General features: G+C 64.6%; 26 protein-coding genes. 10 read left to right on the top strand and 16 right to left on the bottom strand.

What is annotated here, in order from left to right; translation table 11 throughout:
• Positions 1 to 101: 101 nt before the first annotated feature.
• Entirely contained in the window at positions 102 to 1742 is a 1641-nt protein-coding gene (gene hcp, locus C0V78_RS03165; protein ID WP_101796400.1) for a hydroxylamine reductase, read from the bottom strand.
• Between the two features lie 128 nt (positions 1743 to 1870).
• On the opposite strand from hcp, the gene C0V78_RS03160 reads away from it, so the two are divergent.
• Positions 1871 to 2269, top strand: coding sequence for an Rrf2 family transcriptional regulator (locus C0V78_RS03160; protein WP_101796399.1), 399 nt, complete (start codon positions 1871 to 1873; stop codon positions 2267 to 2269).
• Between the two features lie 62 nt (positions 2270 to 2331).
• Here C0V78_RS03160 and ilvC read toward each other — a convergent pair whose 3' ends face one another.
• The 4 genes from ilvC to miaA form a co-directional block, all read right to left on the bottom strand.
• Positions 2332 to 3351, bottom strand: a complete 1020-nt coding sequence (gene ilvC, locus C0V78_RS03155) for a ketol-acid reductoisomerase (RefSeq protein WP_101796398.1) — start codon at positions 3349 to 3351, stop codon at positions 2332 to 2334.
• 56 nt (positions 3352 to 3407) lie between these two features.
• Positions 3408 to 3923 carry an acetolactate synthase small subunit gene (ilvN, locus tag C0V78_RS03150; RefSeq protein WP_101798166.1) on the bottom strand — a complete coding sequence of 172 codons (516 nt, stop codon included), beginning with the start codon at positions 3921 to 3923 and terminating at the stop codon, positions 3408 to 3410.
• A gap of 15 nt (positions 3924 to 3938) precedes the next feature.
• On the bottom strand, positions 3939 to 5681 hold the full coding sequence (gene ilvB / locus C0V78_RS03145) for a biosynthetic-type acetolactate synthase large subunit (protein ID WP_101796397.1): 1743 nt from the start codon (positions 5679 to 5681) through the stop codon (positions 3939 to 3941).
• 148 nt (positions 5682 to 5829) lie between these two features.
• Positions 5830 to 6801 carry a tRNA (adenosine(37)-N6)-dimethylallyltransferase MiaA gene (miaA, locus tag C0V78_RS03140; protein ID WP_101798165.1) on the bottom strand — a complete coding sequence of 324 codons (972 nt, stop codon included), beginning with the start codon at positions 6799 to 6801 and terminating at the stop codon, positions 5830 to 5832.
• Positions 6802 to 6829: 28 nt separating this feature from the next.
• Here miaA and serB point away from each other — a divergent pair, with 28 nt between their 5' ends.
• On the top strand, positions 6830 to 7678 hold the full coding sequence (gene serB, locus C0V78_RS03135) for a phosphoserine phosphatase SerB (protein WP_173843326.1): 849 nt from the start codon (positions 6830 to 6832) through the stop codon (positions 7676 to 7678).
• A 3-nt stretch (positions 7679 to 7681) separates the two neighbouring features.
• Here serB and C0V78_RS03130 read toward each other — a convergent pair whose 3' ends face one another.
• On the bottom strand, positions 7682 to 8284 hold the full coding sequence (locus tag C0V78_RS03130; protein ID WP_101796396.1) for a hypothetical protein: 603 nt from the start codon (positions 8282 to 8284) through the stop codon (positions 7682 to 7684).
• A gap of 116 nt (positions 8285 to 8400) precedes the next feature.
• Here C0V78_RS03130 and C0V78_RS03125 point away from each other — a divergent pair, with 116 nt between their 5' ends.
• Positions 8401 to 9237 (top strand): Coq4 family protein, encoded by an 837-nt coding sequence (locus tag C0V78_RS03125; protein ID WP_254049799.1) that lies wholly within the window; start codon positions 8401 to 8403, stop codon positions 9235 to 9237.
• Here C0V78_RS03125 and purL read toward each other — a convergent pair.
• On the bottom strand, positions 9234 to 11393 hold the full coding sequence (gene purL / locus C0V78_RS03120) for a phosphoribosylformylglycinamidine synthase subunit PurL (protein ID WP_101798162.1): 2160 nt from the start codon (positions 11391 to 11393) through the stop codon (positions 9234 to 9236). The two genes, C0V78_RS03125 and purL, sit on opposite strands and share 4 nt — an antisense overlap.
• Before the next feature lie 33 nt (positions 11394 to 11426).
• Complete coding sequence (locus C0V78_RS03115; protein WP_101796395.1) at positions 11427 to 11825, bottom strand: DUF2177 family protein; 399 nt, start codon at positions 11823 to 11825, stop codon at positions 11427 to 11429.
• Positions 11826 to 11883: 58 nt separating this feature from the next.
• Here C0V78_RS03115 and C0V78_RS03110 point away from each other — a divergent pair, with 58 nt between their 5' ends.
• The 6 genes from C0V78_RS03110 to tgt all read left to right on the top strand — a co-directional run bounded on the left by C0V78_RS03110 (position 11884) and on the right by tgt (position 16524).
• The gene (locus C0V78_RS03110) at positions 11884 to 12117 is read left to right on the top strand and encodes an exodeoxyribonuclease VII small subunit (RefSeq protein ID WP_371514414.1); all 234 of its coding nucleotides are present in this window, start codon (positions 11884 to 11886) and stop codon (positions 12115 to 12117) included.
• 6 nt (positions 12118 to 12123) lie between these two features.
• On the top strand, positions 12124 to 13020 hold the full coding sequence (locus tag C0V78_RS03105) for a polyprenyl synthetase family protein (RefSeq protein WP_101796394.1): 897 nt from the start codon (positions 12124 to 12126) through the stop codon (positions 13018 to 13020).
• Between the two features lie 3 nt (positions 13021 to 13023).
• Complete coding sequence (coaD, locus tag C0V78_RS03100) at positions 13024 to 13533, top strand: pantetheine-phosphate adenylyltransferase (protein ID WP_101796393.1); 510 nt, start codon at positions 13024 to 13026, stop codon at positions 13531 to 13533.
• A gap of 80 nt (positions 13534 to 13613) precedes the next feature.
• A complete protein-coding gene (locus tag C0V78_RS03095) occupies positions 13614 to 14342 on the top strand; it encodes a peptidylprolyl isomerase (protein ID WP_101796392.1) in 729 nt (242 codons plus the stop codon).
• A 16-nt stretch (positions 14343 to 14358) separates the two neighbouring features.
• Positions 14359 to 15387 carry a tRNA preQ1(34) S-adenosylmethionine ribosyltransferase-isomerase QueA gene (queA, locus tag C0V78_RS03090; RefSeq protein ID WP_101796391.1) on the top strand — a complete coding sequence of 343 codons (1029 nt, stop codon included), beginning with the start codon at positions 14359 to 14361 and terminating at the stop codon, positions 15385 to 15387.
• Between the two features lie 9 nt (positions 15388 to 15396).
• Positions 15397 to 16524 carry a tRNA guanosine(34) transglycosylase Tgt gene (gene tgt, locus C0V78_RS03085; RefSeq protein ID WP_101796390.1) on the top strand — a complete coding sequence of 376 codons (1128 nt, stop codon included), beginning with the start codon at positions 15397 to 15399 and terminating at the stop codon, positions 16522 to 16524.
• On the opposite strand, the gene C0V78_RS15000 is transcribed toward tgt, so the two are convergent.
• The 8 genes from C0V78_RS15000 to rpiB all read right to left on the bottom strand — a co-directional run bounded on the left by C0V78_RS15000 (position 16512) and on the right by rpiB (position 22056).
• Positions 16512 to 16682: a hypothetical protein gene (locus tag C0V78_RS15000; protein WP_173843324.1), complete on the bottom strand. Its 171-nt coding sequence runs from the start codon at positions 16680 to 16682 to the stop codon at positions 16512 to 16514. The two genes, tgt and C0V78_RS15000, sit on opposite strands and share 13 nt — an antisense overlap.
• 103 nt (positions 16683 to 16785) lie before the next feature.
• Complete coding sequence (locus C0V78_RS03080; RefSeq protein WP_101796389.1) at positions 16786 to 18024, bottom strand: methyltransferase domain-containing protein; 1239 nt, start codon at positions 18022 to 18024, stop codon at positions 16786 to 16788.
• 136 nt (positions 18025 to 18160) lie between these two features.
• Positions 18161 to 18775, bottom strand: coding sequence for a 30S ribosomal protein S4 (gene rpsD, locus C0V78_RS03075; protein ID WP_101796388.1), 615 nt, complete (start codon positions 18773 to 18775; stop codon positions 18161 to 18163).
• 150 nt (positions 18776 to 18925) lie between these two features.
• Positions 18926 to 19651: an RNA methyltransferase gene (locus tag C0V78_RS03070; RefSeq protein WP_101796387.1), complete on the bottom strand. Its 726-nt coding sequence runs from the start codon at positions 19649 to 19651 to the stop codon at positions 18926 to 18928.
• Positions 19635 to 20096, bottom strand: a complete 462-nt coding sequence (gene nrdR, locus C0V78_RS03065) for a transcriptional regulator NrdR (protein WP_101796386.1) — start codon at positions 20094 to 20096, stop codon at positions 19635 to 19637. The genes C0V78_RS03070 and nrdR overlap by 17 nt, the downstream gene beginning before the upstream one ends.
• Before the next feature lie 6 nt (positions 20097 to 20102).
• Positions 20103 to 20309: a hypothetical protein gene (locus C0V78_RS03060; protein WP_101796385.1), complete on the bottom strand. Its 207-nt coding sequence runs from the start codon at positions 20307 to 20309 to the stop codon at positions 20103 to 20105.
• A 3-nt stretch (positions 20310 to 20312) separates the two neighbouring features.
• On the bottom strand, positions 20313 to 21605 hold the full coding sequence (gene glyA, locus C0V78_RS03055; protein WP_101796384.1) for a serine hydroxymethyltransferase: 1293 nt from the start codon (positions 21603 to 21605) through the stop codon (positions 20313 to 20315).
• A gap of 13 nt (positions 21606 to 21618) precedes the next feature.
• Positions 21619 to 22056 (bottom strand): ribose 5-phosphate isomerase B, encoded by a 438-nt coding sequence (rpiB, locus tag C0V78_RS03050; RefSeq protein WP_101796383.1) that lies wholly within the window; start codon positions 22054 to 22056, stop codon positions 21619 to 21621.
• A 161-nt stretch (positions 22057 to 22217) separates the two neighbouring features.
• On the opposite strand from rpiB, the gene C0V78_RS03045 reads away from it, so the two are divergent.
• Positions 22218 to 23933, top strand: a complete 1716-nt coding sequence (locus tag C0V78_RS03045; protein ID WP_101796382.1) for a M20/M25/M40 family metallo-hydrolase — start codon at positions 22218 to 22220, stop codon at positions 23931 to 23933.
• Positions 23934 to 24036: the final 103 nt, after the last annotated feature.

Here is a 24036-nt window from a genome sequence, read left to right as displayed (position 1 = left end):
GCAATCTGGACGCTTTGTGGGGAAATCCGGACGATCGGAACGAAACCGGCCGCACCCCTTAGACAGGGCGCGGCCGGGTATTGTCTTGCCTTTGCCGGGGATCAGGCGGCTTCAAGCATCCGCTGGAGATCCTCTTGCGCATCGCCGGTCGGACGGATGTCGAACTTTTCGACCAGCACGCCGAGCACCTCGGGGGTAAGGAACTGCGGCAGCGTCGGCCCCAGGTGGATGCGCTTGATGCCAAGGTGCAGCATGGTCAGCAGCACGGCGGTGGCCTTCTGCTCGAACCAGCTGATGGCATAGTGCAGCGGCAGGTCGTTCACCCCGACGCCCAGCGCATCGGCAACCGCGACGGCAATCTGGATCGCCGAATAGGCATCGTTGCACTGGCCGATATCGAGAACGCGGGGGATGCCGTTGATGTCGCCCATGTCCTCGCGGTTGAAGCGGAACTTGCCGCAGCCAAGCGTCAGGACAAGGCTGTCCTTCGGCGTGGCGACCGCAAGGTCGTGGAAATAGTTGCGACCCGGGCGGGCACCGTCGCAGCCGCCGATCAGGAACAGGTTCTTCACTTCTCCCTTGCCGATCATGCCAAGCAGCGTATCGGCCACGCCCATCACGGTGTTGCGGGCAAAGCCGATGGGAATGGTCATCTCGTCGGCGTCAGCCGGGAAGCCGGGCTGGGCAAGGGCGCAGTCGATGACCGGCGCAAAGTTCTCGTGCTCGATATGCGGAATGCCGTTCCAGCCCACCGGGCCGGCCGTGAAGATGCGATCCGCATAGCCCTTGATCTCGGGGTTGATCAGGCAGTTGGAGGTCATCACGATGGCGCCGGGGAAGGCGTCGAAATCGCGCTGCTGGTCCTGCCATGCGCCGCCGTAGTTGCCGGCAAGGTGGGCGAACTTCTTCAGGCCGGGATAGGCGTTGGCGGGCAGCATCTCGCCGTGGGTATAGACGTCGACGCCCTTGCCCTCGGTCTGCTCCAGAACGGCGAGGAGATCGCCAAGGTCATGGCCGGAAACCAGGATCGCCTTGCCCTTGCGCGGCGTCATGCGCACCTGCGTGACCTCGGGGTGACCGAAACGGCCGGTATTGGCCGCATCGAGCATGGCCATGACCTTGAAGTTGAGCGCGCCCACGGCCAGCGATTCCGCCACCAGGGCATCGACATCGCTCGGATCGGCGGCGAGGAAGGCCGAGATGCGGTGGAATTCGGCGCTGACTGCGGCTTCTTCTTCACCCAGCACGCGGGCGTGTTCGCTGTAGGCGGCCGTGCCCTTCAGGCCATAGAGGATCAGGTTGCGCAGGCCGACAATCGACGGGCCGTCCCGGTCCATGAAGCGCTGGATGGCGGCAAAGGGGGCGGCTTCCGCCAGTGCGGTGTCGCTGAGGCCCGGGGTCCAGGTGGCCGGTTCGGGCAGGTTGTCGAGGTCGGCTCCGGCGCTTTCGGCCAGTGCCTTTGCCTTCGCGCGCATGTCGAGCGCGCGGGCGATCAGGCCGGTGAAGCGGGTGCTGTCGAAGTTGACGTTGGTCAGCGTGGTGAACCATGCGTGGGGCGTGAAGGCATCGATCTCCGCATCGCGAGCACCCTTTGCAGCAGCGCGGTCAGCATAGACCGAGACGCCCATCATGAGGCGCAGCAGCACGTCCTGCTTGTCGGCGACAACGGCGGTCTTTCCGCAGGAGCCGACCTTGACGGCGCACCCGCCCTTGTTCGATTGTTCGCACTGCACGCAATACATGGGGGACCTCGTTCAAAAGTGGAATTGACAATTCCGCTTATGAGGAGGGCTAAAAGATGCATTTGATATGAATCAAATCCTCTGCGGCTTTGCGATGAAATGAGGCCGATGCTTTCACGAGGGGCCATATGCAGCTGACCCGCCACACTGACTATGCACTCAGGCTGCTGATCCAGCTCGCCGGTGAGCCGGGCAAGCGCGTGTCCATCGCCGATATTGCCGATGCCCAGGCCATATCGCGAAGCCACCTGATGAAGGTTGCCAACGAGCTGGCGCATCATGGTTTCATCGATGCCGTGCGCGGGCGGGGCGGGGGCATTTCTTTGCGCGGATCGCCGGACCAGATCAATATCGGCGCGGTTGTCGCGGCGATGGAGCCGGGCAACGCGCTGGTAGACTGCTGCGATTGCCGGCTTGAGCAGCGCTGCGGCCTGCCCGGAGTGCTGGCGCAGGGCATGCGGGCCTTTCGCGATACCCTTTCACGCTACACGCTTGCCGATATCGTCAAGCAGCCAGCCGCCTTCTGATACGAAAAAGCCCCCGCCACCTGAGCGGTGACGGGGGCCAATTCAGGCGCGGTGGCGGTCGATCAGTTCTTCGACTTGTCGACCAGCGCGTTGGCACCGATCCACGGCATCATGGCGCGCAGCTTCGAACCGGTTTCCTCGATCTGGTGGCGCTTCGCGGCGATGCGCGAGGCCTTCAGTTCGGGCTGTCCGGCGCGGTTGTCGAGCACGAAGTCCTTCACGAAGCGGCCCGACTGGATGTCGGCCAGAACGCGCTTCATTTCCTTCTTGGTTTCTTCGGTGATGATGCGCGGACCGGTCTTGATGTCACCGTATTCGGCGGTGTTCGAGATCGAGTAGCGCATGTTGGCGATGCCGCCTTCGTACATCAGGTCGACGATCAGCTTGAGCTCGTGGAGGCACTCGAAATAGGCCATTTCCGGGGCGTAACCGGCTTCGACCAGCGTTTCGAAGCCAGCCTGGACGAGGGCGGTGGTGCCGCCGCAGAGCACGGCCTGCTCACCGAACAGGTCGGTTTCGCATTCCTCGCGGAAGTTGGTTTCGATGATGCCGCTGCGGCCACCGCCGACGCCCGAAGCATAGGCAAGGGCGACGTCGTGGGCATTGCCGGTCTTGTCCTGATGGACGGCGACGAGGCAGGGCACGCCGCCGCCGCGCTGGTATTCGCTGCGCACGGTGTGGCCGGGGCCCTTGGGCGCGATCATGATCACGTCGATATCGGCGCGCGGTTCGATCAGGCCGAAGTGGATGTTCAGGCCGTGGGCGAAGGCGAGGGCCGATCCCGGCTTGAGATTGGCGTGGATATCTTCGGCATAGATCGCAGCCTGGTGCTCGTCAGGTGCGAGGATCATGAGGATATCGGCCCATGCGGCGGCGTCCTTGTTGGACAGCACCTTGAAGCCGGCGCCTTCGGCCTTCTTGGCCGTTGCCGAACCTTCGCGCAGGGCGATGGCCACTTCTTTCACGCCGCTGTCACGCAGGTTCTGCGCGTGGGCGTGGCCCTGCGAGCCATAGCCCAGCACGGCGATCTTCTTGCCGGTGATCAGGTTGATGTCGCAATCGGCGTCGTAAAAAACCTTCATGTCACTTCCCTATGCAAATTCTCTGGCGGGACCACGCAGGCGCGCGGCTGTTCGGTTCAGGCCCCCTCCGGCCCTCTTGTCATGCCCACGACGCCGGTGCGGCCGACCTCTACGAGGCCAAGCTCGCGCATGATGGCGACGAAGCTGTCAATCTTGTCCGGCGCGCCGGTCAGTTCGAAAATGAAGCTGGAGGTCGAGGTGTCGACCACCTTGGCGCGGAAGACGTCGGCAACGCGCAGCGCCTCGACGCGCTTCTCGCCGGTGCCGGCCACCTTGATCAGCGCCAGTTCGCGTTCGACGTAGGGGCCGTTCTCGGAAAGATCGACCACCTTGTGCACCGGCACGAGGCGTTCGAGCTGCGCGTGGATCTGGTCGATCACCGCCGGCGGGCCGTGCGTGACGATGGTGATCCGGCTCACCGCGTGGTTCTCGGTGATGTCGGCCACGGTCAGGCTGTCGATGTTATAGCCGCGGGCGGTGAACAGCCCGGCGATCTTGGCAAGGATGCCGGCCTCGTTATCGACCATGATGGTCAGGACGTGGCGTTCCTCTGCCTGGTGCTTGATCTTCATCATCGTGACTGCCCCTTACACCAGCGCCTTGGCTTCATCGTCCATGGTCCCGGCGACGGTATCGCCGAACAGGATCATGTCGGTATGCGCCGCGCCGCTTGGGATCATCGGGAAGCAGTTCGCCTCGTTGTGCACGCAGCAATCGACGAAGACCGGGCCATCGTGTTCGATCATCGCCTTGATGCCGGCATCCAGTTCCGCCTCGCTCTCGATGCGGATGCCCTTCCAGCCATAAGCTTCGGCAAGCTTCACGAAATCGGGCAGGCTGTCCGAATAGGAGTTCGAATAGCGGCTCTCATAGGTCAGTTCCTGCCACTGGCGGACCATGCCCATCCACTGGTTGTTGAGCACGAAGACCTTGATCGGCGCGCGATACTGCGTGGCCGTGCCCATTTCCTGGATGTTCATCTGGATCGAGGCATCGCCAGCGATGTCGATCACCAGCTTGCCCGGATTGCCCAGCTGCGCGCCGATGGCCGCCGGCATGCCGTAGCCCATGGTGCCGAGACCGCCGGAAGTCAGCCACTTGTTCGGACCGAAGAAGTGGAAATACTGCGCCGCCCACATCTGGTGCTGGCCGACCTCGGTCGAGATGATCGGGTCGAGATCCTTCGTCAGCTCGAACAGGCGTTCGATCGCATACTGCGGCACGATGGAATCGGCGCGGCGCGGATAGGCCAGGCTCTTCCTTTCGCGCCAGCCATCGATGCGGGCCTTCCACGGCGCGAGGTCGCGCGGCTTGCGCGTGCCCCAAGCGTCGATCAGCTGCTGCAGGACGTGGGCGCAATCGCCGATGATCGGCAGGTCGACATGGACCGTCTTGTTGATTGAAGCGCGGTCGATATCGATGTGGATCTTGGTCGAATTGGGCGCAAAGGCATCGAGACGACCCGTCACGCGGTCATCGAAACGGGCGCCAAGGCAAACGATCAGGTCTGCCTGGTTCATCGCCCAGTTCGCTTCATAGGTGCCGTGCATGCCCAGCATGCCCAGCCAGTCGGGATGGCCAGCCGGGAAGGCGCCGAGCCCCATCAGCGTGGAGGTGACGGGCGCGCCGGTCAGCCGCTGGAATTCGCGCAGCAGGGCGCTCGCTTCGGGGCCGGAATTGATCACGCCGCCGCCGGTGTAGAACACCGGGGCCTTGGCATTGGCGATCAGTTCGATGGCCTGGGCGATTTCCCTTTCGGAACCCTCAAGCTGCGGGGAATAGCGGTTGTTGCGCTGGGGCGCGCCTTCATGGAACGCGGCAGAGGCGATCTGCACGTCCTTGGGAATGTCGATCACGACGGGGCCGGGACGGCCGGTGGTGGCGATCTGGAATGCCTCGTCGACGATGGCAGCCAGCTGGGCCGGGTCCTTCACCAGGTAATTGTGCTTGGTGCAGTGCCGGGTGATGCCGATGGTATCGGCCTCCTGGAAGGCATCGGAGCCGATCAGGCCGGTGGGAACCTGTCCGGTGATGACGACGAGCGGAATGGAATCGAGGAACGCATCGGCGATGCCGGTAACGGCATTGGTTGCGCCCGGGCCCGAGGTGACGAGCACGACGCCCGGCTTGCCGGTGGAACGGGCATAGCCTTCCGCCGCGTGGGCCGCGCCCGCTTCGTGCCGGACGAGGATGTGGCGGATGCGTTCGTCATTGAACAGGGCGTCATAGATCGGCAGCACGGCCCCGCCGGGATAGCCGAACACGAATTCGACCCCCTGCCGCACCAGGCTTTCGACCAGTATGTCTGCGCCGCTGCGCTCCTGGCTCACGTCAGTCACTCCTCAAAATATCGGGCAGCCTGATAAAAGACTGACCCGGCACAGTCCACTGCGCCGGGCCACCTCTCCAGCTCGCTAGGCGACTGCCGAAGCAGCCGTTGTGCAGCGCGGTAGGCGACACTAAATAACGTGTCAAGCGCTAATCGCGTAATAATGATGCGAAGATCAATTGCTCGTTAAACGTTTCTGACTCGATCCGCGGCCAGTCAGCGGGAGGTTGATGCCGCAGCCAGGTCATCTGGCGCTTGACGTAGTTGCGGGTGGCCTGTGCGCCGCGGGCTTGGCATTCGTCGATCGACAGCTCTCCGCGCAGGAATTCGGCGATTTCGGGCACGCCGATGGCGCGCATCACGGGCATTTCCGCCGGCAAGTTGCGGGCCAGCAAGGCGCGCACCTCGTCGATTGCGCCGAGCTGCAGCATGGCGGCGAAGCGGGTGTCGCAGCGCTCGTAAAGCCATTGCCGGTTAGGCAGCAGGATCGCCGGATGCAGCGAAACCGAGCCCCCGATCCCGCCCGAGACCTGTTGCTGCCAGTAGGCGAGCGGCTTGCCGGTTGATCGCACGACCTCAAGCGCGCGGGCAATCCGGGTGGTGTCTGCGGCATCAAGCCGCGCCGCGCGTTCGGGATCTTCTGCCTGCAGCTGTTGGTAGGCAATGGCGACGGGCAGGGCGCGCACATCGGTGCGGATGGCTGGGTCGATTTCGGGTACCGGGGCAATGCCATCCAGCAGGGTGCGGATATAAAGGCCCGTACCGCCGACGAGGATCGGCACCGCGCCTTGCTTATGGACCGCAGCGATTTCCGCCTTGGCCGCCTGCGCCCAGTCTGCGGCCGAGCAGCTTTGGGCCCCGTCCCAGGCGCCGTAGAGCCGATGGTCGATCCCGGCCATCTCGTCGGGCGAGGGCCGCGCGCTCAGCACGGTTAGATCGGCATAGACCTGTGCGCTGTCGGCGTTGATGACCACGCCCTGCCGGCCCCGCTTTTCGAGCGCCAGCGCGAGGCGCACCGCCAGATCGCTCTTGCCGCTGGCGGTCGGCCCTGCAATGAGCGCCAGCGGTGGCCGGGACGGACTCGGCTGGCCGGACCATTCAGGAGAATCTTCGGTGCTCATTGCCCGGCTGATAGCAGAACCGGAACAAATGTCGGCACATGTCGACACGGCCATTGCCGAGCTGAAGGCGCGCGGTTGCACTGTCGCTTCTGCCTCGATGCTCGAATTCTGCGGTTCGGTGCTCCAGTTCAGCCTCGCCGATGGCGATCCAGCGGTGGTTCGCCAGGTGCTGGATGCCCAGTTCACCCCCAGCGACCTGCTGATCGCAGACCATGAACCACAGGTGCCGCGCCTGTTCGTCAGCGACATGGATTCGACGATGATCATGGCCGAGTGCATCGACGAGCTGGCGGACTTTGCCGGGCTGAAGCCGCAGATTGCCGCGATTACCGAGCGGGCCATGCAGGGCGAGCTCGATTTCGAGAGCGCGCTGCGCGAGCGCGTCGTCCTGCTGCGCGGCCTGTCGGAGGGCGCGATTGTCGAATGTCTCGCCACCCGCATCGCCCCCATGCCCGGCGCGCGCGTGCTGGTTGAAACGCTGAAGTCCAAGGGCTGCAGGACGGTGCTGGTTACCGGTGGCTTCCACCAGTTTGCCGATCCCGTGGCCGAGCAGCTGGGTTTCGAGATGGTCGTCGCCAACCGGCTCGAAGTTGCCAGCGGTGCGCTGACCGGCGGGCTGGTCGGCGGCATTACCGACAGCGGCGTCAAGAAGGCGGTGCTGCTCGATGAAGCGGCGCGGATCGGGGAAGGGGTGGTCACGCTCGCCACGGGTGACGGGGCCAACGATATTCCCATGCTCGAAGCCGCGACTTACGGCATTGCCTATGCCGCCAAGCCCAAAGCGCGCGAGGCGGCAGATGGCTGGGTCGACCGCGGCGACCTGACCGGCGTTCTCGAACTGCTGGGCATTCCGCGCGACGAATGGATCTGGGACTGAGCTTCAGGCCCGGGCGAAGGCGGCCTTTGCCCCCTTGTCCTGCCACGCTGCGATCCGCAGGCCGAGCGCTGCGAGGCAGATCATCGCAAAGGGTATGGAGATGGCCGGGCTTTGTCCGGCAATGGCCTTGCTCCCATAGGCCACGGTGAAGGCCGCCCAGATGGCATAGGAACCGGCCTTGTGCAGCCGCTTCCAGTTCTGACCCCAGGCCTTCTGGGCCCGGTTGGTCGAAGTCAGGGCCATGGCGTAGATCAGGACATATATCGGCGCCCCAAGCAGCGGCACCGGTTCGCCAAGTGCCCTGAAATAGGCGACGAAGGCCACGAGGTGCAGCGTGTGGCACATGGCAAAGTTCAGGCCCCACCAGCGGCGCACCTGGAGTGTCCGCTTGGTGAAATGTCCAGGCCACAGGCGTGCCAGCGAACTTGCGGTGAAGGCGATAATGAACAGCGGGAAAGCTGCCCGCGCGGTGTAGACCGATGCCAGCCTTAGGCCTTCGGTTGGGGTCTCGCCCACCTTCAGCCCCATCAGGATCGCGCCGATTCCGACGAACGTGCCCGGCAGCAGCCTTATTAACGTGCCTAGCAGCCGAACCAGCGCCCGCATCGCATTCCCCCTCCATCCAACACATTGCGTGTTGTGCCGGATATTTGCCGCTTGTGAACGGCAAGGGCAAGTGGGCTACTATTGACATTAATGTCAGTTGATATATCTCGGGGGACATGGAAATGCCCGCGAGCCAAAACCAGTTCACTAAAGCCGCCAGTGCCTCGCGCGCGGACACGCCTGTGCTCATCCCCGGTCGCCCGCAACTGCGCTACGATTGGGGCAAGGCGTGGCGCCACTTCCGCCAGCTTATCCGCAACAAGGAAGACACCACGCAGGTCTTCCACATTTTCGAAGCCCTGCCGTGGAAGGGCATGGAACGCGCCGCGACGCGCTTCCTTACCCGCGATGCCGGGCAGCGCCTGTTCATGGCTGAACCTTTCCTGCCCGAACTGCTTGACGATCACGCCATGCTGCGCCGCATGCCCGCCGGTTCGCTCGCGCAGGTCTATTGCGACTTCATGGAGCGCGAAGGACTGACCGCGCAGGGACTGGTCGACGAGTTCGAGAATTTCTGGGGCGAACGGCCGCGGTTCGATGACCGCTTTTCCTGGTACTTCGAGCGGATCCGGGACACGCATGACCTGCTGCACGTGCTGACCGGCTATGGCCGCGACGCGCTGGGCGAACTGTGCGTCCTGGCCTTTACCTACAGCCAGCAGCCGGCACCGGCGCACCTGTTCATGGGATATGCCGGCGGGTTCGAAATCCGCAGCCGCATCAAGAGCGCGGCCCCGGTGTTCCGGGCGATCCGCGAAGGGCAGAAGCTGGGCAAGGCTTGCCCGCGACTGGCCGAACAGTCGGTCAAGGACCTGCTGCCACTGCCGATCGAGGAAGCCCGCCGGCGGCTGAACATCACGCCTGCGCGCCATTACAACCAGTGCCACACCGTCTGGCGCGGCATGGGCCTTGACCCTTACGGGCTCATCGCGCCCGTGGCCGAGGCAGCCTAGTCCTCCATCCAGTCGCGGAAGAAGCTCTCGCTGGCATCGCGCAGGGCGGCGAGCGAAACGCCTGCCACGCTGTCACCGCCGACCGTGCCGATCTGCACTGCGCCGTCGACAGTGGTCCCCGCCTGCGCGACGATGATGTAGCGGCCCTGGTCCTCACCGAAGGCCGCCGCCGTATCGAGATCGACCGAGAGCGAACAGCCGACATTGCCGGCCAGCGCCATTTCGGCGAGGGCAACCAGCAGGCCGCCGTCGGAAACGTCGTGCACTGCGCGAGCCACGCCGGAGGCGATCAGGCCGCGCACCGCTTCCCCGCGCGCGCGTTCGCTGGCGAGGTCGACCGGCGGCGGATTGCCATCTTCGCGGCCTTGGATTTCACGCAGCCAGAGCGACTGGCCAAGGTGGCTGCCGGCGCTGCCAAGCAACCAGATACCATCGCCTTCGCGGGTGAAGGCGATGCGGGCCATCTTTTCATGGTCGGCCATCACGCCAACGCCGCCGATCGCGGGCGTGGGAAGGATTGCCGAGCCGCCGCCGGTGGCCTTGCTCTCGTTGTAGAGGCTGACGTTGCCCGAGACGATCGGATAGTCGAGCGCGCGGCAGGCATCGCCCATGCCGTTCAGGCATCCGACGATCTGGGCCATGATTTCCGGGCGCTGCGGGTTGGCGAAGTTGAGGCAGTTGGTGATGGCCAGCGGCGTTGCGCCAACCGCGCTGATGTTGCGATAGGTTTCGGCCACGGCCTGCTTCCCGCCTTCGTAGGGGTCGGCATAGCAATAGCGCGGGGTGCAATCGGTGCTGATTGCCAGCGCCTTCCGTGAACCGTGCACGCGCACGACCGCCGCATCGCCGCCGCTCTTCTGCAGCGTGTCCGCGCCCACCTGGCTGTCATACTGTTCCCAGATCCACTTGCGCGAGGCGAGATCCGGGCTGGCCATGAGCTTGAGCAGGTCTGCACCCAGGTCTGCGCTTTCCGGCACGGTGCCCAGCGGCGCAACCTTGGCCCAGGCCTTGTATTCCTCGGGCGAGGCGTAGGGGCGCTCGTATTCGGGCGCGTCATCGGCCAGCGGGCCGAGCGGGATGTCGCAAACGACTTCGCCATCGAATTCCAGCACCATGTGGCCGGTGTCGGTAACCTCGCCGATCACCGCGAAGTCGAGTTCCCACTTGCGGAAGATCGCCTCGGCCATGGCTTCCTTGCCGGGCTTCAGCACCATGAGCATGCGCTCCTGGCTTTCCGAAAGCATCATTTCGTAAGGCGTCATGCCCTCTTCGCGGCAGGGCACCTTGTTCATGTCGAGCCGGATGCCCGCGCCGCCCTTGCTGGCCATTTCGACCGAGCTGGAGGTGAGGCCGGCCGCGCCCATGTCCTGGATCGCGACGATGGCGTCGGTGGACATCAGTTCAAGGCAGGCCTCGATCAGCAGCTTTTCGACAAAGGGATCGCCAACCTGAACGGTGGGGCGCTTTTCCTCGATATCCTCGCCGAAATCGGCAGAGGCCATGGTGGCGCCGTGGATACCGTCGCGTCCGGTCTTCGAGCCGACATAGACGATCGGATTGCCCAGGCCGGTCGCCGCGCAGTAGAAGATCTTGTCCTGTTCGGCGACGCCCACGGTCATCGCGTTGACCAGGATATTGCCGTCATAGGCCTTGTGGAAGTTCGTCTCGCCGCCAACGGTTGGCACGCCCACGCAGTTGCCGTAGCCTCCGATGCCCGCAACCACGCCCTGGACGAGGTGCTTCATCTTCGGGTGGTCAGGGCGGCCAAAGCGCAGCGCGTTCATGTTGGCCACGGGCCGGGCGCCCATGGTGAACACGTCGCGCAGGATGCCGCCAACGCCGGTCGCCGCGCCCTGATAGGGCTCGATATAGCTGGGGTGGTTGTGGCTCTCCATCTTGAAGATGGCGGCCTGGCCATCGCCGATGTCGATCACGCCGGCGTTTTCGCCCGGGCCCTGGATCACCCAGGGTGCCTCGGTCGGCAGCTTCTTGAGGTGGAAGCGGCTCGACTTGTAGGAACAGTGCTCCGACCACATCACCGAAAAGATGCCGAGCTCGACAAGGTTCGGCTCGCGGCCGAGCGCGTGCAGGACGCGCTCGTACTCTTCCTCGGACAGCCCGTGGGCGGCGACAACGTCTGGCGTGATTTCGGACATGCGCGCGCCCATAGCCCCGGAGCGCGCGAATGGCTAGGCCGTGAAACGCGTTGTCACCCAGGTAGCGACGACCGAAGCAACCGCCGTGGCGAATGCGCCCCAGATGATGTCGACGATGGTGATGTGCACCGGCCAGACCTTCATCGTCGCCTGGTTGGTGAGGTCATAGGTGGCATAGGCCAGCCCGCCCAGCAGCACGCCGTTGAGCAGCGCCGCGTTCAACCCGCCGGCCAGGCCGGGACGAACGGCGAACCAGACCATGCCGGCGATGTAGATCGCATAGAACACCAGCGCCGGACCGCCCCGGAACGAAGGGGCGAGCAGTTCACCGATGGCCGGGCGGTAGAAGTTCTTTCCGGCCCAGCCGAGCCACAGGAAATCGAGTATCCCGAACGAGATCGCGGCAGAGATATAGGCAATTGTCCATTTCATCGGCTTTTCTCCAATGTCAGCTTGACCCGTGCTATTCGCGCGGTCATTGGTCGTCCATATGTCCGAAATGACCTTCGAACAGGCGCTCAGGGCGCTGGAAGACGTCGTCCGCAAGCTGGAAAGCGGCGAGGTTCCGCTCGACGATTCGATCACGCTGTATGAAGAGGGCGAACGGCTGCGCAAGCTGTGCCAGTCACGGCTGGATGCGGCGTCGGCCCGGATCGAGAAAATCGTCAAGGGTGCTGACGGGCAGGCCGCCGGAACGGCGCCGTTCGATTCGCCTGACGCCTGAGCCGTCGTGGCCGCAGAACCGATCCTTGCCGAGGCTCTTTCGCGCATTGCCGCGGAAGTCGATGACCTGTTCGATCTCCTGCTGCCGGTGCCCGGCGATGCCCGCGCGCGGCTTGTCGAGGCGATGCGCTATGCGGCCATCGGCGGCGGCAAGCGGCTGAGGCCGCTGCTGCTGACCGCGACGGCGGAGATGTATGGCGTCGACCGCTCCAGCGCCTTGCGCGCCGGCCTGTCGATCGAGGCGATCCATGTCTATTCGCTGATCCATGACGACCTGCCGTGCATGGACAATGACGATACCCGCCACGGCAAGCCGACGCTGCACCTGGCATTCGACGAGGCTACCGCAGTTCTCGCCGGGGACGCGCTGCACGATTTCGCGTTCGAGCTTCTCGCCGATCCGGTGGCCTTTCCCGATCCCTTCACCCGGGCAGAGCTGGTGCTTTCGCTTGGCCATGCTTCGGGCATGAACGGCATGGCGGGCGGTCAGATGATGGACATTGTTGCCGAAGGGCAATCGTTCGACCTGCCGACCATCACCCGCCTGCAGCAGCTCAAGACCGGTGCCTTGCTCGCGGCGGCAGTGGACATGGGCGCAATCCTTGGCCGCCTGCCGCCAGAGGGCCGCACGCACCTGCGCGGCTATGCCCGCGATATCGGCCTTGCCTTCCAGATCGCCGACGACCTGCTCGACCACGAGGGAGACGAGGCGGCAGCCGGAAAGGCTCTGCGCAAGGATGCCGAGGCCGGCAAGCAGACCTTCGTTTCGCTGCTCGGCCCCGAGCGCGCTCGGGAACAGGCCCGAATGCTGGTCGATCAGGCCATTGCACATCTGGGCCACCACGGGCAGGAAGCAGACCTGCTGCGGGCGCTGGCGCGCTATGTTGTTGAAAGGGATCACTGAGCCATGGAACGCATCGGCGTCTATCCCGGAACCTTCGATCCGATCACGCTGGGCCACGGGGACATCATCCGGCGCGGAGCAAAGCTGGTTGATCGGCTGATCATCGGTGTCACCACCAACATGTCGAAGAACCCGATGTTCTCGCCCGATGAGCGGATGGACATGGTGCGGCGCGAAGTGGCGGACATGGGTATCGCCAATGTCGAAGTGGTCGGGTTCAATTCCCTGCTGATGAAGTTCGCCGAAAGGCAGGGCGCCAGCATGATCGTGCGCGGCCTGCGCGCCGTGGCCGACTTCGAATACGAATACCAGATGGCCGGCATGAACCAGCAGCTCAATGACCGGATCGAAACGGTGTTCCTGATGGCCGATGTTTCGCTGCAGCCGATCGCCAGCAAGCTCGTCAAGGAAATCGCCCTGTTCGGCGGCGATATCGCCAATTTCGTCAGCCCCAGCGTGCGCGATGACGTGGTTGCCCGCGTCGCTGAACTGGGGCAGCTTGGCGACGATTAACAGGTCCTGTTCATTGCCATGTCAGCCGTGCCTCGCTATCGCCTGCGCACGACAAGTCCCCCAGTTGTGAGAAGCCTGCGATGAAGTGCCGTAACCTGCTTGTTTCCGTGATGCTGGGATGTGCGCTGGCGGCTTCGCCTGCCATGGCGAAGAAGAAGGCCAAGGACATCGTCGTCGAAAAGGCGCCGGTGGCTCTCAGCACGTCTGTAAACACCGACATGTCGGTCGAGCCCGAGAATATCCTGCTGCTCGATCTGTCGAACGGTGGCCGCGTGGCCATCCGCCTGATGCCCTCGTGGGCGCCCGGCCATGTCGAGCGGATCAAGACGCTGACCCAGCGCGGTTTCTATAACGGCGTCGTCTTCCACCGCGTGATCGACGGCTTCATGGCTCAGACCGGCGATCCCAAGGGCACTGGCGAGGGCGGCTCCGACCTGCCGGACCTCAAGGCCGAATTCAACATGGTGCCGCATATGCGCGGCAGCGTTTCGATGGCTCGCACCAATGAGCCGGATAGCGCGAACAGCCAGTTCTTCATCGTGTTCTTCCCGCGCTTCGCGCTCGACAAGCGCTATACCAATTTCGGCCGCGTGATTTCCGGCATGCAATATGTCGATACGATCGAGCGCGGCGAACCGCCCCAGAACCCGACGCGGATCCTCCAGGCCAGCCTCGCCAGCGAGGGCAAGGCGCAGATGATGCCGCCGCCGCCCGCACCGCCGGTTGCTGAAGCGCCGGTCCCGGCACCGGCTGCGCTCGCGGTTCCCCCGGCGAAGACGGCCGTGAAGGCCGCAGCGAAGAAGAACTGACCCGGCCCAAGGCGCCATGCGCGTTGACCTTTTCGATTTCGACCTGCCGGCCGAACGCATAGCTCTGCGTCCCGCGCGTCCGCGCGATGCGGCGCGCATGCTTGTCGTGCGCGGGGAGGGCGATTTCGAGGATCGTTCGGTGCGCGACCTGCCCGCCATGCTGCGCGCGGGTGACGTGCTGGTGTTCAACGATACCCGTGTCATCCCCGCCCAGCTCGAAGGCCAGCGCGGGGATGCACGGATCGGTGCAACGCTGCACAAGCGCATCGACCTGCGGCGCTGGCAGGCATTCATCCGCAATGCCAAGCGCTTGCGGCAGGGCGATGTCATCGCCTTTCCTGCCGGTGTCGCTGCCACGGCCGAGGAACGGCACGAGGATGGAAGCTGGACCCTGGCCTTTGCCGGGGACGAGCCGGTCGAAGTCCTGCTCGAGCGGGCAGGCCGTATGCCTCTGCCGCCCTATATCGCCGGCAAGCGGGCCACCGATGCGGCGGACCTGGAAGACTACCAGACCATCTTCGCCGACGAGCCCGGCGCGGTCGCCGCGCCCACGGCGGCGCTGCACTTTACCCCCGGCTTGCTGGAAGCGCTCGATGGCGCAGGCATCCGCCGCGAGACGCTGACCCTGCATGTCGGTGCCGGAACCTTCCTGCCGGTCAAGGCGGAAGACACCCAGGATCACAAGATGCATGCCGAATGGGGCCGCATCGACCAGGCGACGGCGGACCGGCTCAACGCGGCCCGGGCCAATGGCAACCGGGTGATTGCCGTCGGCACTACCTCGCTGCGCCTGCTGGAGAGCGCCACGGGCGAAGATGGCGTGATCCGCCCGTTCGAGGGCGATACTGCGATCTTCATCACCCCCGGCTATCGCTTCCGAGCCATCGACGGGTTGATGACCAACTTCCACTTGCCCAAATCGACGCTGTTCATGCTGGTCAGTGCGCTGATGGGCCGCGAACGGATGCAGGCGGCCTATGCCCATGCCATCGCCAGCGAATACCGGTTCTATTCCTATGGAGATTCTTCGCTGCTGCTGCCATAGCCGCGCGCGATGACCGGTTCCCGCTTCGCTTTCACCATCTACGCCACCGACGGCAAGGCCCGTACGGGCACGATTGCCATGCACCGGGGCGAAATCCGGACGCCGGCGTTCATGCCGGTCGGTACGGCGGCGACGGTGAAGGGGATGAAACCCGAAGGCGTGCGGGCGGCCGGGGCGGATATAATCCTGGGCAATACCTATCACCTGATGCTGCGCCCCGGTGCCGAGCGCATGGCGCGCCTTGGCGGCTTGCACCGCTTCATGAACTGGTCACGCCCGATCCTGACCGACAGTGGCGGCTATCAGGTGATGAGCCTGAGCGACCTGCGCAAGATCACCGAAGAAGGCGTGACCTTTGCCAGCCACCTCGACGGCTCGCGCCACCTGCTCAGCCCGGAACGGTCGATGGAGATCCAGCGCCTGCTGGGGTCCGACATCGTCATGTGCTTCGATGAGTGCCCCCGCGCCGATCAGCCGCGCGATGTCATCGCCCGGTCCATGGAAATGTCGATGCGTTGGGCCAAGCGCAGCCGGGATGCCTTCGATGCCGGCGGCGAACACGCAGAACGTTCGGCCTTGTTCGGCATCCAGCAGGGCGCGCTCGACGAAAGCCTGCGCAAGGCCAGCGCCGACGCCCTGCGCGATATCGGCTTTGATGGCTATGCCATTGGCGGCCTTGCGGTGGGCGAGGGGCAGGAGGCAATGTTCGCCACGCTCGATTTCGCTCCCGGCCAGTTGCCGGAGGATCGGCCCCGCTACCTGATGGGGGTGGGCAAGCCGGATGACCTTGTCGGCGCGGTCGAACGCGGCGTGGACATGTTCGACTGCGTCCTGCCCACCCGGTCGGGTCGCAATGGACAGGCCTTCACCTGGAACGGCCCGTTGAACCTGCGCAATGCGAAGCATGCCGAAGACCTGTCGCCCATCGACGAACGGTGCGGCTGTCCGGCCTGCAGAGATTACAGCCGCGCCTACCTGCACCACCTGATCAAGTCGGGCGAGATGCTGGGTGCCATGCTGCTGACCGAGCATAACCTGTGGTTCTACCAGTCGCTGATGCAGGCCATGCGCGATGCAATCGCCGCGGGGCGTTTTGCTGCCTTTGCCGCAGAATTCCGGCGCAATTACCTGGGCTGATCGCTCACTTCCAGCCGGGTTTCCCGGTAGGCGAAGAACTGTCCGCTTTTCCGTTCCTGAAAGCCCGCTCCGATTGCGCAGGCCTGGGCCTGGGCAGTTCTGAGATCGCGATACCACTTGCCGATGCGATGCGGCGTGACAAATCGATAGAGGGTCATAGCCCCGCCGAACACCTGGCGGAGGCATTCGTTCCGAAAACAACCGTGCACCTCGCCGTGGTGTGCCGGGACTGCGATGATCGGCCTCGGCAGCTGATCGGCTCTAGAGCGGCTTCAGCACCATCGCGGTCTGGTAGAAGTAGGCTTCCTCGATCACCGACAGCGTTTCGAATGACTGGTCGGTCATGGCCTCGAAGTAGGACCGGTCATAGAACACCTGCGAAAGGTCGTCCCGGCCGATCGAAAGCATGCCGAACCCGCCTTGAGCCTCTTCGTAGAGCGGGTGCTCGCGGAGCAGGCGGGCGAGCGGCGTCCAGCCATATTCGGGCTGGCCGAGCAGGTTCATGGTATGCTGGTCATGGATCGTCAGGAACAGCCGGCCATCGGGCTTGAGCACGCGCCGCAGTTCGCACAGCCACGCATCGGCCAGATCGTCGATATGGGTGAACAACGAGCCGCAGTAGACGAGGGCAACGCTGCTGTCCTTGAACGGCAGGGTCGGCACCTTGGTGGTCGTGGCGAAACGGAACGGGGGCGAAAGGTTCTCGCGGCACCAGAAGATGTGCTCTGCGCTGATGTCGAGGCCCCAGATTTCGGCAGTCGAGGCATAGGGCAGCAGGTGCCGGATCATCCGGCCGGCGCCGCAGCCAAGATCGATCACGCGATGGCCCTGTCCGATGGAAAAGCCCGTTTCGCGCAAGGCATCCAGCATGGTGCCGACATGGAGCTTGCCATGCATCGGATAATTGTAGCCCAGCCACAGGTGCTCGGGCGGGATCGGTAGATCGTCCTCCGGCCGCCTCTCGGGGCGAGGGGGCAGGATAAAGCTTTCGCCCGGCCGATAGGGCAGGTGGCTGGCGTGGCCTTGTGCAACCTCGCGCTCTGCAGTCGGGAAAGCACGGCGTAATCTTTGCTTGAGGCGCGCGAGGCGGGAAGGTTCGGACGGCGCAGGTGGCGGCGGCGGTGCTGCCCGTCCGTCGATCGCGCAGCGGATGTGCTGCACTTTCCATCCCCCGTCCGTGTTCAGGGCGGAAACCGCCAGCTTGAACCGGCCCCTTGCTTCGCTTGAAGCTGGTCCCTGTGCGAACTCGATCAGCAGCGAGGCCTGTGCCGTGCGTCCGTCGGGTGCAACAACGGCATCGCGCTGCAAGACTTCAAGCGCCGTCATCTGTTGCCTGAAGGCTTGCTCCGCCTGCCACGTCGCGATCGATCCGTCCGGCAGTTCCATCCGGTAATCGTCGGCTAGCAGCTGCCCGGTTGCTGCCAGATCATTATCGCGGGCGGACTGGAGCCAAGCATCGAGCAGTGCTTCGAAGGCGGCGACATGTTGCTCGTGCGTCAATGCGGTTCCCGTTCCGGCAAGTTCGATCGTTCACGGAAGACATATTCCGCACTTCGCCAAATACGTAAATCGCTTTGCGCCAAACAGAAAGGGCGGCCCCGCAGGACCGCCCTCTTGTCTTGCAGATCCAGTCGGATCAGCGCGAGTAGAATTCGACCACCAGGTTCGGTTCCATCTTCACCGGATAGGGAACCTCATCCAGCGTCGGGACCCGGACGAAAGTGATCTTGTCGTTGCCGTCGGGCGCGACGTATTCGGGGATTTCACGCTCGGCGAGGCCCTGCGCTTCGATGATCAGCGCCATTTCCTTGGCCTTGTTGCCCAGGCTGACGACGTCACCGGGGCGAACACGGCGGCTGGCGATGTTGCAGCGCACGCCGTTCACGCGAATGTGGCCGTGCGAAACGATCTGGCGGGCAGCGAAGATGGTCGGCGCGAACTTGGCGCGGTACACGACCATGTCGAGGCGCTGTTCCAGCAGGCCGATCAGGTTCTGACCGGTGTCGCCCTTCATCTTGGCGGCTTCCTGGTAGGTGCGCTTGAACTGCTTTTCGGTCACGTCGCCGTAGTAGCCCTTGAGCTTCTGCTTGGCGCGCAGCTGGATGCCGAAGTCCGAAAGCTTGCCCTTGCGGCGCTGGCCGTGCTGGCCCGGGCCATAGGCGCGGCGGTTGACCGAGCTCTTCGGACGACCCCAGATGTTTTCGCCAAGGCGGCGGTCAATCTTGTGCTTGGAAGCCTTGCGCTTCGACATGCGTATTTCCTTCAATTTGCTGTGCGGAGCGAAGTGCCCCGCTTCTGGTCCGGAACCGCACCGCCAGGGCATTCCCCTGACGCGACCGCCGCTTCACCGGAGTGCGGGATCAATTGCGAAGGCGCGCCTTTACTGCGCTGCAGCAGAAAGTCAAGGTTTGCGCGGCTTCTTTTCGAGCGCGGAGAGCACGCCGCGCATGGTGCGCACCTCAAGGTGGTTCCATGCCGGCTTGGTCAGCATCGTGCGCAGCGTCCGGCGAGTGGCGGCCGCCCGGCTCTCTGGGAAGAAGTATCCCGCCGGCTCGAGCAGGCTTTCAAGGTGGGCAATCATGCCCTCCAGCTCATCTTGCGGGGCAGGGGGCAGCAGTTCCTCGATGGTCGGCTGCGCGAGCGAGGCCTGCTTCGACCACTCGTAGGCGCACAGGATGACTGCCTGGGCGAGGTTGAGCGAGCCGAATTCCGGGTTGATCGGTACGGTAAGGATGGTCCGGGCAAGGGCTACGTCATCGGTTTCCAGCCCCGATCGTTCGGGTCCGAAGACAAGTGCGGAGCGTCCCGGCTCTGCATGGATGGTTTTCGCCGCCTGTTCCGGCGTCATCACCGGCTTCGTTACGCCGCGCTTGCGCACCGTGGTGGCATAGACATGGGCACAGTCGGCCACGGCGTCTGCCAGCGTTTCGAAGACCTGCGCCTTTTCCAGCACGATATCCGCACCGGCTGCGGCGGGGCCGGCGCTGGGGTTGGGCCAGCCATCGCGCGGGGAGACGAGGCGCATTTCGGCGAGCCCGAAGTTGAGCATCGCCCGTGCCGCCTTGCCGATGTTCTCACCCAGCTGCGGACGGACGAGGACGATGACGGGATCAGTGCTTCCCGACATCCCGCACCGTCCCGGCAAAATCCTCGAAATCCTTGGCGTCGCCGAAATCGCGATAGACCGAGGCGAAGCGGATATAGGCCACAGAATCCAGCTGGCGCAGGCCTTCCATCACCATTTCGCCGATGGCGCGTGAGGGGATTTCGCTTTCCCCCATGGTTTCGATCTGGCGCTGCACGCCCGAAACCAGCTGGTCGATCCGCTCCTGCGAGATGCCCCGCTTGCGGCAGGCCAGCGTGACGGATTGCTCGATCTTTGCCCGGTCGAACGGCTGGCGGGCATCGTTGCTTTTCAGCACGGTGATTTCGCGCAGCTGAACCCGTTCGAAGGTGGTAAAGCGCGCGCCGCAGCCTTCGCACTGGCGGCGGCGGCGGATGGCCGTGTTGTCCTCGGTGGGACGGCTGTCCTTCACCTGGCTGTCGTCATGGGCGCAGAAAGGGCAGCGCATCGCTGGTTAGGGCCTCACGCGCTTGTACAGCATGAACCCGGCCCCGACGACCGCGCCGAGCGGCAGCGAAACAACCGGCAGGACAAGGCCGGCCACCGCGCCGACCGCTGCAGCAGTAAGGACCGGCTTGGTCGAAGGGTGGCGGGCACCCTGCTTGGCCATGCCGACCACTTCTTCCTTCAGGTCGCCGATCAGGTCGTTGCCGCGCGGCATGGCTTACATTCCCGGATAGATCGGGAAGCGGGCGCAAAGCTCCTCGACGCGGGACTTCACGCTCTGTTCGACCTGCGCGTCGCCTTCGTCGCCGTTGCGGGCAAGGCCTTCGACCACTTCGGCGATCAGGCCGCCGATCTGGGCAAATTCCTCAACCCCGAAGCCGCGCGTGGTGCCGGCCGGGGTGCCAAGGCGGATGCCCGAAGTGACGAAGGGCGAGCGCTTGTCGTTGGGGATGCCGTTCTTGTTGCAGGTGATCGCGGCGCGATCGAGCCCCTTTTCGGTCGCCTTGCCGGTGATGTCCTTCGACGTCAGGTCGACAAGCATCAGGTGGTTGTCAGTGCCGCCCGAGACGATCGACAGGCCCTGCGCTTCGATGGAGGCGGCCAGCGCCTTGGCATTGGCCTTGACCGCCGCGGCATAGGCCTTGAATTCCGGCGTCATGGCCTCGGCGAAGGCAACTGCCTTGGCCGCGATGATGTGCATCAGCGGGCCGCCCTGGAGGCCGGGGAAGATCGCGGTGTTGATCTTCTTCGCGATGTCCTCGTCATTGGACAGGATGATGCCCGAACGCGGGCCGCGCAGCGACTTGTGCGTGGTCGTGGTGGTGACATGGGCATGCGGCACCGGCGAGGGGTGCACGCCGCCGGCGACGAGGCCCGAGAAGTGGCTCATGTCGGCCAGCAGGTAGGCACCCACTTCGTCGGCGATCTCGCGGAAGCGGGCGAAGTCCCACTCGCGCGAATAGGCCGTGCCGCCACAGATGATCAGCTTGGGCTTGTTCTTGCGGGCGATGCGGGCAACCTCGTCCATGTCGATGCGGTGATCGTCGGGACGCACGCCATAGGGCACCGGATTGAACCACTTGCCGCTCATGTTCACGGGCGACCCGTGCGTGAGGTGGCCGCCGGCGTTGAGGTCAAGCCCCATGAAGGTGTCGCCCGGCTGCAGCAGGGCAAGGAACACCGCCTGGTTCATCTGGCTGCCCGAATTCGGCTGGACGTTGGCGAAGTTCGATCCGAACAGCTTCTTCGCGCGTTCGATCGCCAGCGTCTCGATTTCGTCGACATATTCGCAGCCGCCGTAATAGCGCTTGCCCGGATAGCCTTCGGCGTACTTGTTGGTGAGGATCGATCCGGCTGCCTGGAGCACGGCCTTGGAGCAGATGTTCTCCGAGGCGATCAGCTCGATCTTGTCGCGCTGGCGGCCAAGTTCCTTGCCGATCCAGCCGGAGATTTCGGGGTCGGTCTGGGCGAGGTCGGCGGTGAAGAAGCCATTGGGGGTCACGGCGGTCATCGGAAGTCCCTGTTCAGCAAGCGGGGTTGGACAGCTTATCGACGCGGCCGGCATGGCGGCCTCCGCCGAATTCGGTGGAAAGGAAAGCATCGAGGCAGGCCTTGGCCATGTCCACGCCGGTCAGCCGGGCGCCCATGGCAAGAACGTTCGCATCGTTGTGCTCACGCGCGAGGGCGGCGGAAAGCGGTTCCGAGACGAGAGCGCAGCGGCAGGCCGGGTTGCGATTGACGGCAATCGAAATGCCGATGCCCGAACCGCAAAGAGCCACACCGAAACGGGCCGTGCCATCGGCGACGACAGCGGCAAGCTTGTAGCCGAAATCGGGATAGTCCACCCGGTCGGCAGTTTCGGGGCCAAGGTCTGCAACCTCGTGGCCCAGCCCGATGAGGTATTCGCGCAGTTCGGCCTTGAGGTCGACTGCGGCGTGGTCGGAGGCGATGGCAATTCTCATCGGCGCTGGCTCGGTTCAAGGGCAGGGGATTCGGTTCGTGTCCCCATAGGGGCAAGGTCCCCAGGATGCCACCCGCAAAGCGCGCATCGTGCACAGCCGCGCCGGATTTGACTCGTCCGGCCCGCAGCGCAACACTCGCACCGGGATTGGAGGGCAAGGCAATGAAGGGCTGGGCAGGATTTATCGCCGCGCTGGTTGCGGCAATCGGGCTGGCGATCCTGGGCACGACGCCGCCGGGGCCAGTACCGGACACGGCCGGTGCCGGTGCCTTTTCCGCCGGGCGGGCGATGATCGACGTCCGGCAGATAGCAGAAAAACCCCACCCGACAGGCACGCCGGAAAATGCCGAGGTTCGCGCCTACCTCGTCAATCGCCTGAAATCGCTGGGGCTTGAGGTTCGCGAGGTAGACCTGCCGCTGCCGCAGCTTTCCACCGAACGGATGCAGGGCTGGAGCAAGGGTTCCCATGCCCCGACGCGCATGGTGAACGTGATCGGCGTTCTGCCGGGGAAAGACCGCACCTTGCCCGCCGTGGCGCTCATGGCCCATCACGATACGGTCTGGGGCTCGCCGGGCGCGGCAGACGATACCGCCGGCATTGCGACTATCCTTGAAGCGGTGCGGGCAATCAAGGCGAGGGGACAGCCGCTGCGCGACCTGGCCGTGGTGATCACCGATGCCGAGGAGCTTGGGCTATCCGGCGCAGAGGCCTTCTTTGCCAGCGATCCGCTACGCGCGCGGATCGGCATGATCGTAAACATGGAAGCACGGGGCGGCGGAGGGCGGACAACACTGTTTGAAACCTCGCCCGACAACGGCAATGCCGTGGCGCTTTATGCCGATGCGGTGAGCCGTCCGGGTGCGTCCTCGCTGGCGGCTTTCATCTATTCGGTCCTGCCCAACGATACCGACCTCTCGGTTTCGCTGCGGGCCGACTATCCGGGCTACAACTTCGCGTTCATCGGTCGGTCCGGACTTTACCATTCGCCGCTTGCGACACCGGAACGGCTCGATCAGGGCGCACTTCAGGACATGGGTGGGCAGGTGCTGGCACTGACCGACCGGCTGGTGCGCTCACCAAGCCTGCCGCAGGCATCGCCGAGCGTCGTCTTCTTCGACGTATTCGGGCTGTTCCTTGTCACCTATCCCGCATGGATCGGCTGGATCATGGTCGCGGCGATCGGTCTGGGGCTGGCGAGCGCGGTGCGTCGCGACTGCCGCTTGCACGCGGTGCTTGGCGGCTCCGGCCGGATGCTGGGCATGATGCTGGGCACCGGTGTCGCGCTTTATGCCCTCAACCTGGTTTCGGGGGCGGGCTCTCAGGCCAATTACTATGACCGGCTGGCTGCCATTCCCAAGCTTGAGATCATGGCCCTGCTGGCCTGTGCGGGCATGTTCCTGCTGGCGTTCGGCAGAGGCGCGGGCAAGGCGGCAAGGGTGGGTGCCACCCTTGTCCTGGCAGTGCTCGGGGCCATTGCCCAGCTGCTTGCCCCAACGGCGGCCTATGTCGTGCTCATACCGGTCCTGCTGGCGGTGCTGGCGCTTTGCCTGCCCGGTGGACCAGGCAAGGCCATCGGCTGGCTGGGGGCGGCGCTTGTGCTGGGGTACGAGATCTACCTCGGCCATTTCGCCATGCAGGGCGTCGGGCCGACCATGCCCTTCGTTGTCTCCGTGCCTCTCGCCCTGGCGACACTGGCGATTCTGGCGCTGTGGCCGGGGCTTGCCCCGAGAGCAGCACGGCGAGGGGCCCTTGCGGCTCTGGCTCTCAGCCTGCTGGTTTCGCTCTGGGTGCGGTTCGATCCGATTGCCGATACCGTGGCGGTCTATTCATCGGACAAAAACGTGCCGGCCATCCCGATCACCAAGCCGAAAAAGTAAGCCCCGCCACATCTCTGTAGCGGGGCTCCTCAGATCGGTGTCCTGAGACAGCCGATCATGTCACTATAACGGCTGGCACGGGGAAAGGTTCCCGGCCCGCCGT

The organism is Novosphingobium sp. TH158 (assembly GCF_002855555.1).
Taxonomy (GTDB): Bacteria; Pseudomonadota; Alphaproteobacteria; order Sphingomonadales; family Sphingomonadaceae; genus Novosphingobium.
The sequence above is the reverse complement of the archived record's forward strand: the minus strand, read 5'-3'. Positions and strand labels throughout refer to the sequence as shown.

Coding starts and splice junctions, on each gene's coding strand:
- hcp (WP_101796400.1), bottom strand. CDS start 1,742: ATGTATTGCGTGCAGTGCGAACAATCGAACAAGGGCGGGTGCGCCGTC.
- C0V78_RS03160 (WP_101796399.1), top strand. CDS start 1,871: ATGCAGCTGACCCGCCACACTGACTATGCACTCAGGCTGCTGATCCAG.
- ilvC (WP_101796398.1), bottom strand. CDS start 3,351: ATGAAGGTTTTTTACGACGCCGATTGCGACATCAACCTGATCACCGGC.
- ilvN (WP_101798166.1), bottom strand. CDS start 3,923: ATGAAGATCAAGCACCAGGCAGAGGAACGCCACGTCCTGACCATCATG.
- miaA (WP_101798165.1), bottom strand. CDS start 6,801: ATGAGCACCGAAGATTCTCCTGAATGGTCCGGCCAGCCGAGTCCGTCC.
- serB (WP_173843326.1), top strand. CDS start 6,830: ATGTCGGCACATGTCGACACGGCCATTGCCGAGCTGAAGGCGCGCGGT.
- C0V78_RS03130 (WP_101796396.1), bottom strand. CDS start 8,284: ATGCGGGCGCTGGTTCGGCTGCTAGGCACGTTAATAAGGCTGCTGCCG.
- C0V78_RS03125 (WP_254049799.1), top strand. CDS start 8,401: ATGGAAATGCCCGCGAGCCAAAACCAGTTCACTAAAGCCGCCAGTGCC.
- purL (WP_101798162.1), bottom strand. CDS start 11,393: ATGTCCGAAATCACGCCAGACGTTGTCGCCGCCCACGGGCTGTCCGAG.
- C0V78_RS03115 (WP_101796395.1), bottom strand. CDS start 11,825: ATGAAATGGACAATTGCCTATATCTCTGCCGCGATCTCGTTCGGGATA.
- C0V78_RS03110 (WP_371514414.1), top strand. CDS start 11,884: ATGTCCGAAATGACCTTCGAACAGGCGCTCAGGGCGCTGGAAGACGTC.
- coaD (WP_101796393.1), top strand. CDS start 13,024: ATGGAACGCATCGGCGTCTATCCCGGAACCTTCGATCCGATCACGCTG.
- C0V78_RS03095 (WP_101796392.1), top strand. CDS start 13,614: ATGAAGTGCCGTAACCTGCTTGTTTCCGTGATGCTGGGATGTGCGCTG.
- queA (WP_101796391.1), top strand. CDS start 14,359: ATGCGCGTTGACCTTTTCGATTTCGACCTGCCGGCCGAACGCATAGCT.
- tgt (WP_101796390.1), top strand. CDS start 15,397: ATGACCGGTTCCCGCTTCGCTTTCACCATCTACGCCACCGACGGCAAG.
- C0V78_RS15000 (WP_173843324.1), bottom strand. CDS start 16,682: ATGACCCTCTATCGATTTGTCACGCCGCATCGCATCGGCAAGTGGTAT.
- rpsD (WP_101796388.1), bottom strand. CDS start 18,775: ATGTCGAAGCGCAAGGCTTCCAAGCACAAGATTGACCGCCGCCTTGGC.
- C0V78_RS03070 (WP_101796387.1), bottom strand. CDS start 19,651: ATGTCGGGAAGCACTGATCCCGTCATCGTCCTCGTCCGTCCGCAGCTG.
- nrdR (WP_101796386.1), bottom strand. CDS start 20,096: ATGCGCTGCCCTTTCTGCGCCCATGACGACAGCCAGGTGAAGGACAGC.
- C0V78_RS03060 (WP_101796385.1), bottom strand. CDS start 20,309: ATGCCGCGCGGCAACGACCTGATCGGCGACCTGAAGGAAGAAGTGGTC.
- glyA (WP_101796384.1), bottom strand. CDS start 21,605: ATGACCGCCGTGACCCCCAATGGCTTCTTCACCGCCGACCTCGCCCAG.
- rpiB (WP_101796383.1), bottom strand. CDS start 22,056: ATGAGAATTGCCATCGCCTCCGACCACGCCGCAGTCGACCTCAAGGCC.
- C0V78_RS03045 (WP_101796382.1), top strand. CDS start 22,218: ATGAAGGGCTGGGCAGGATTTATCGCCGCGCTGGTTGCGGCAATCGGG.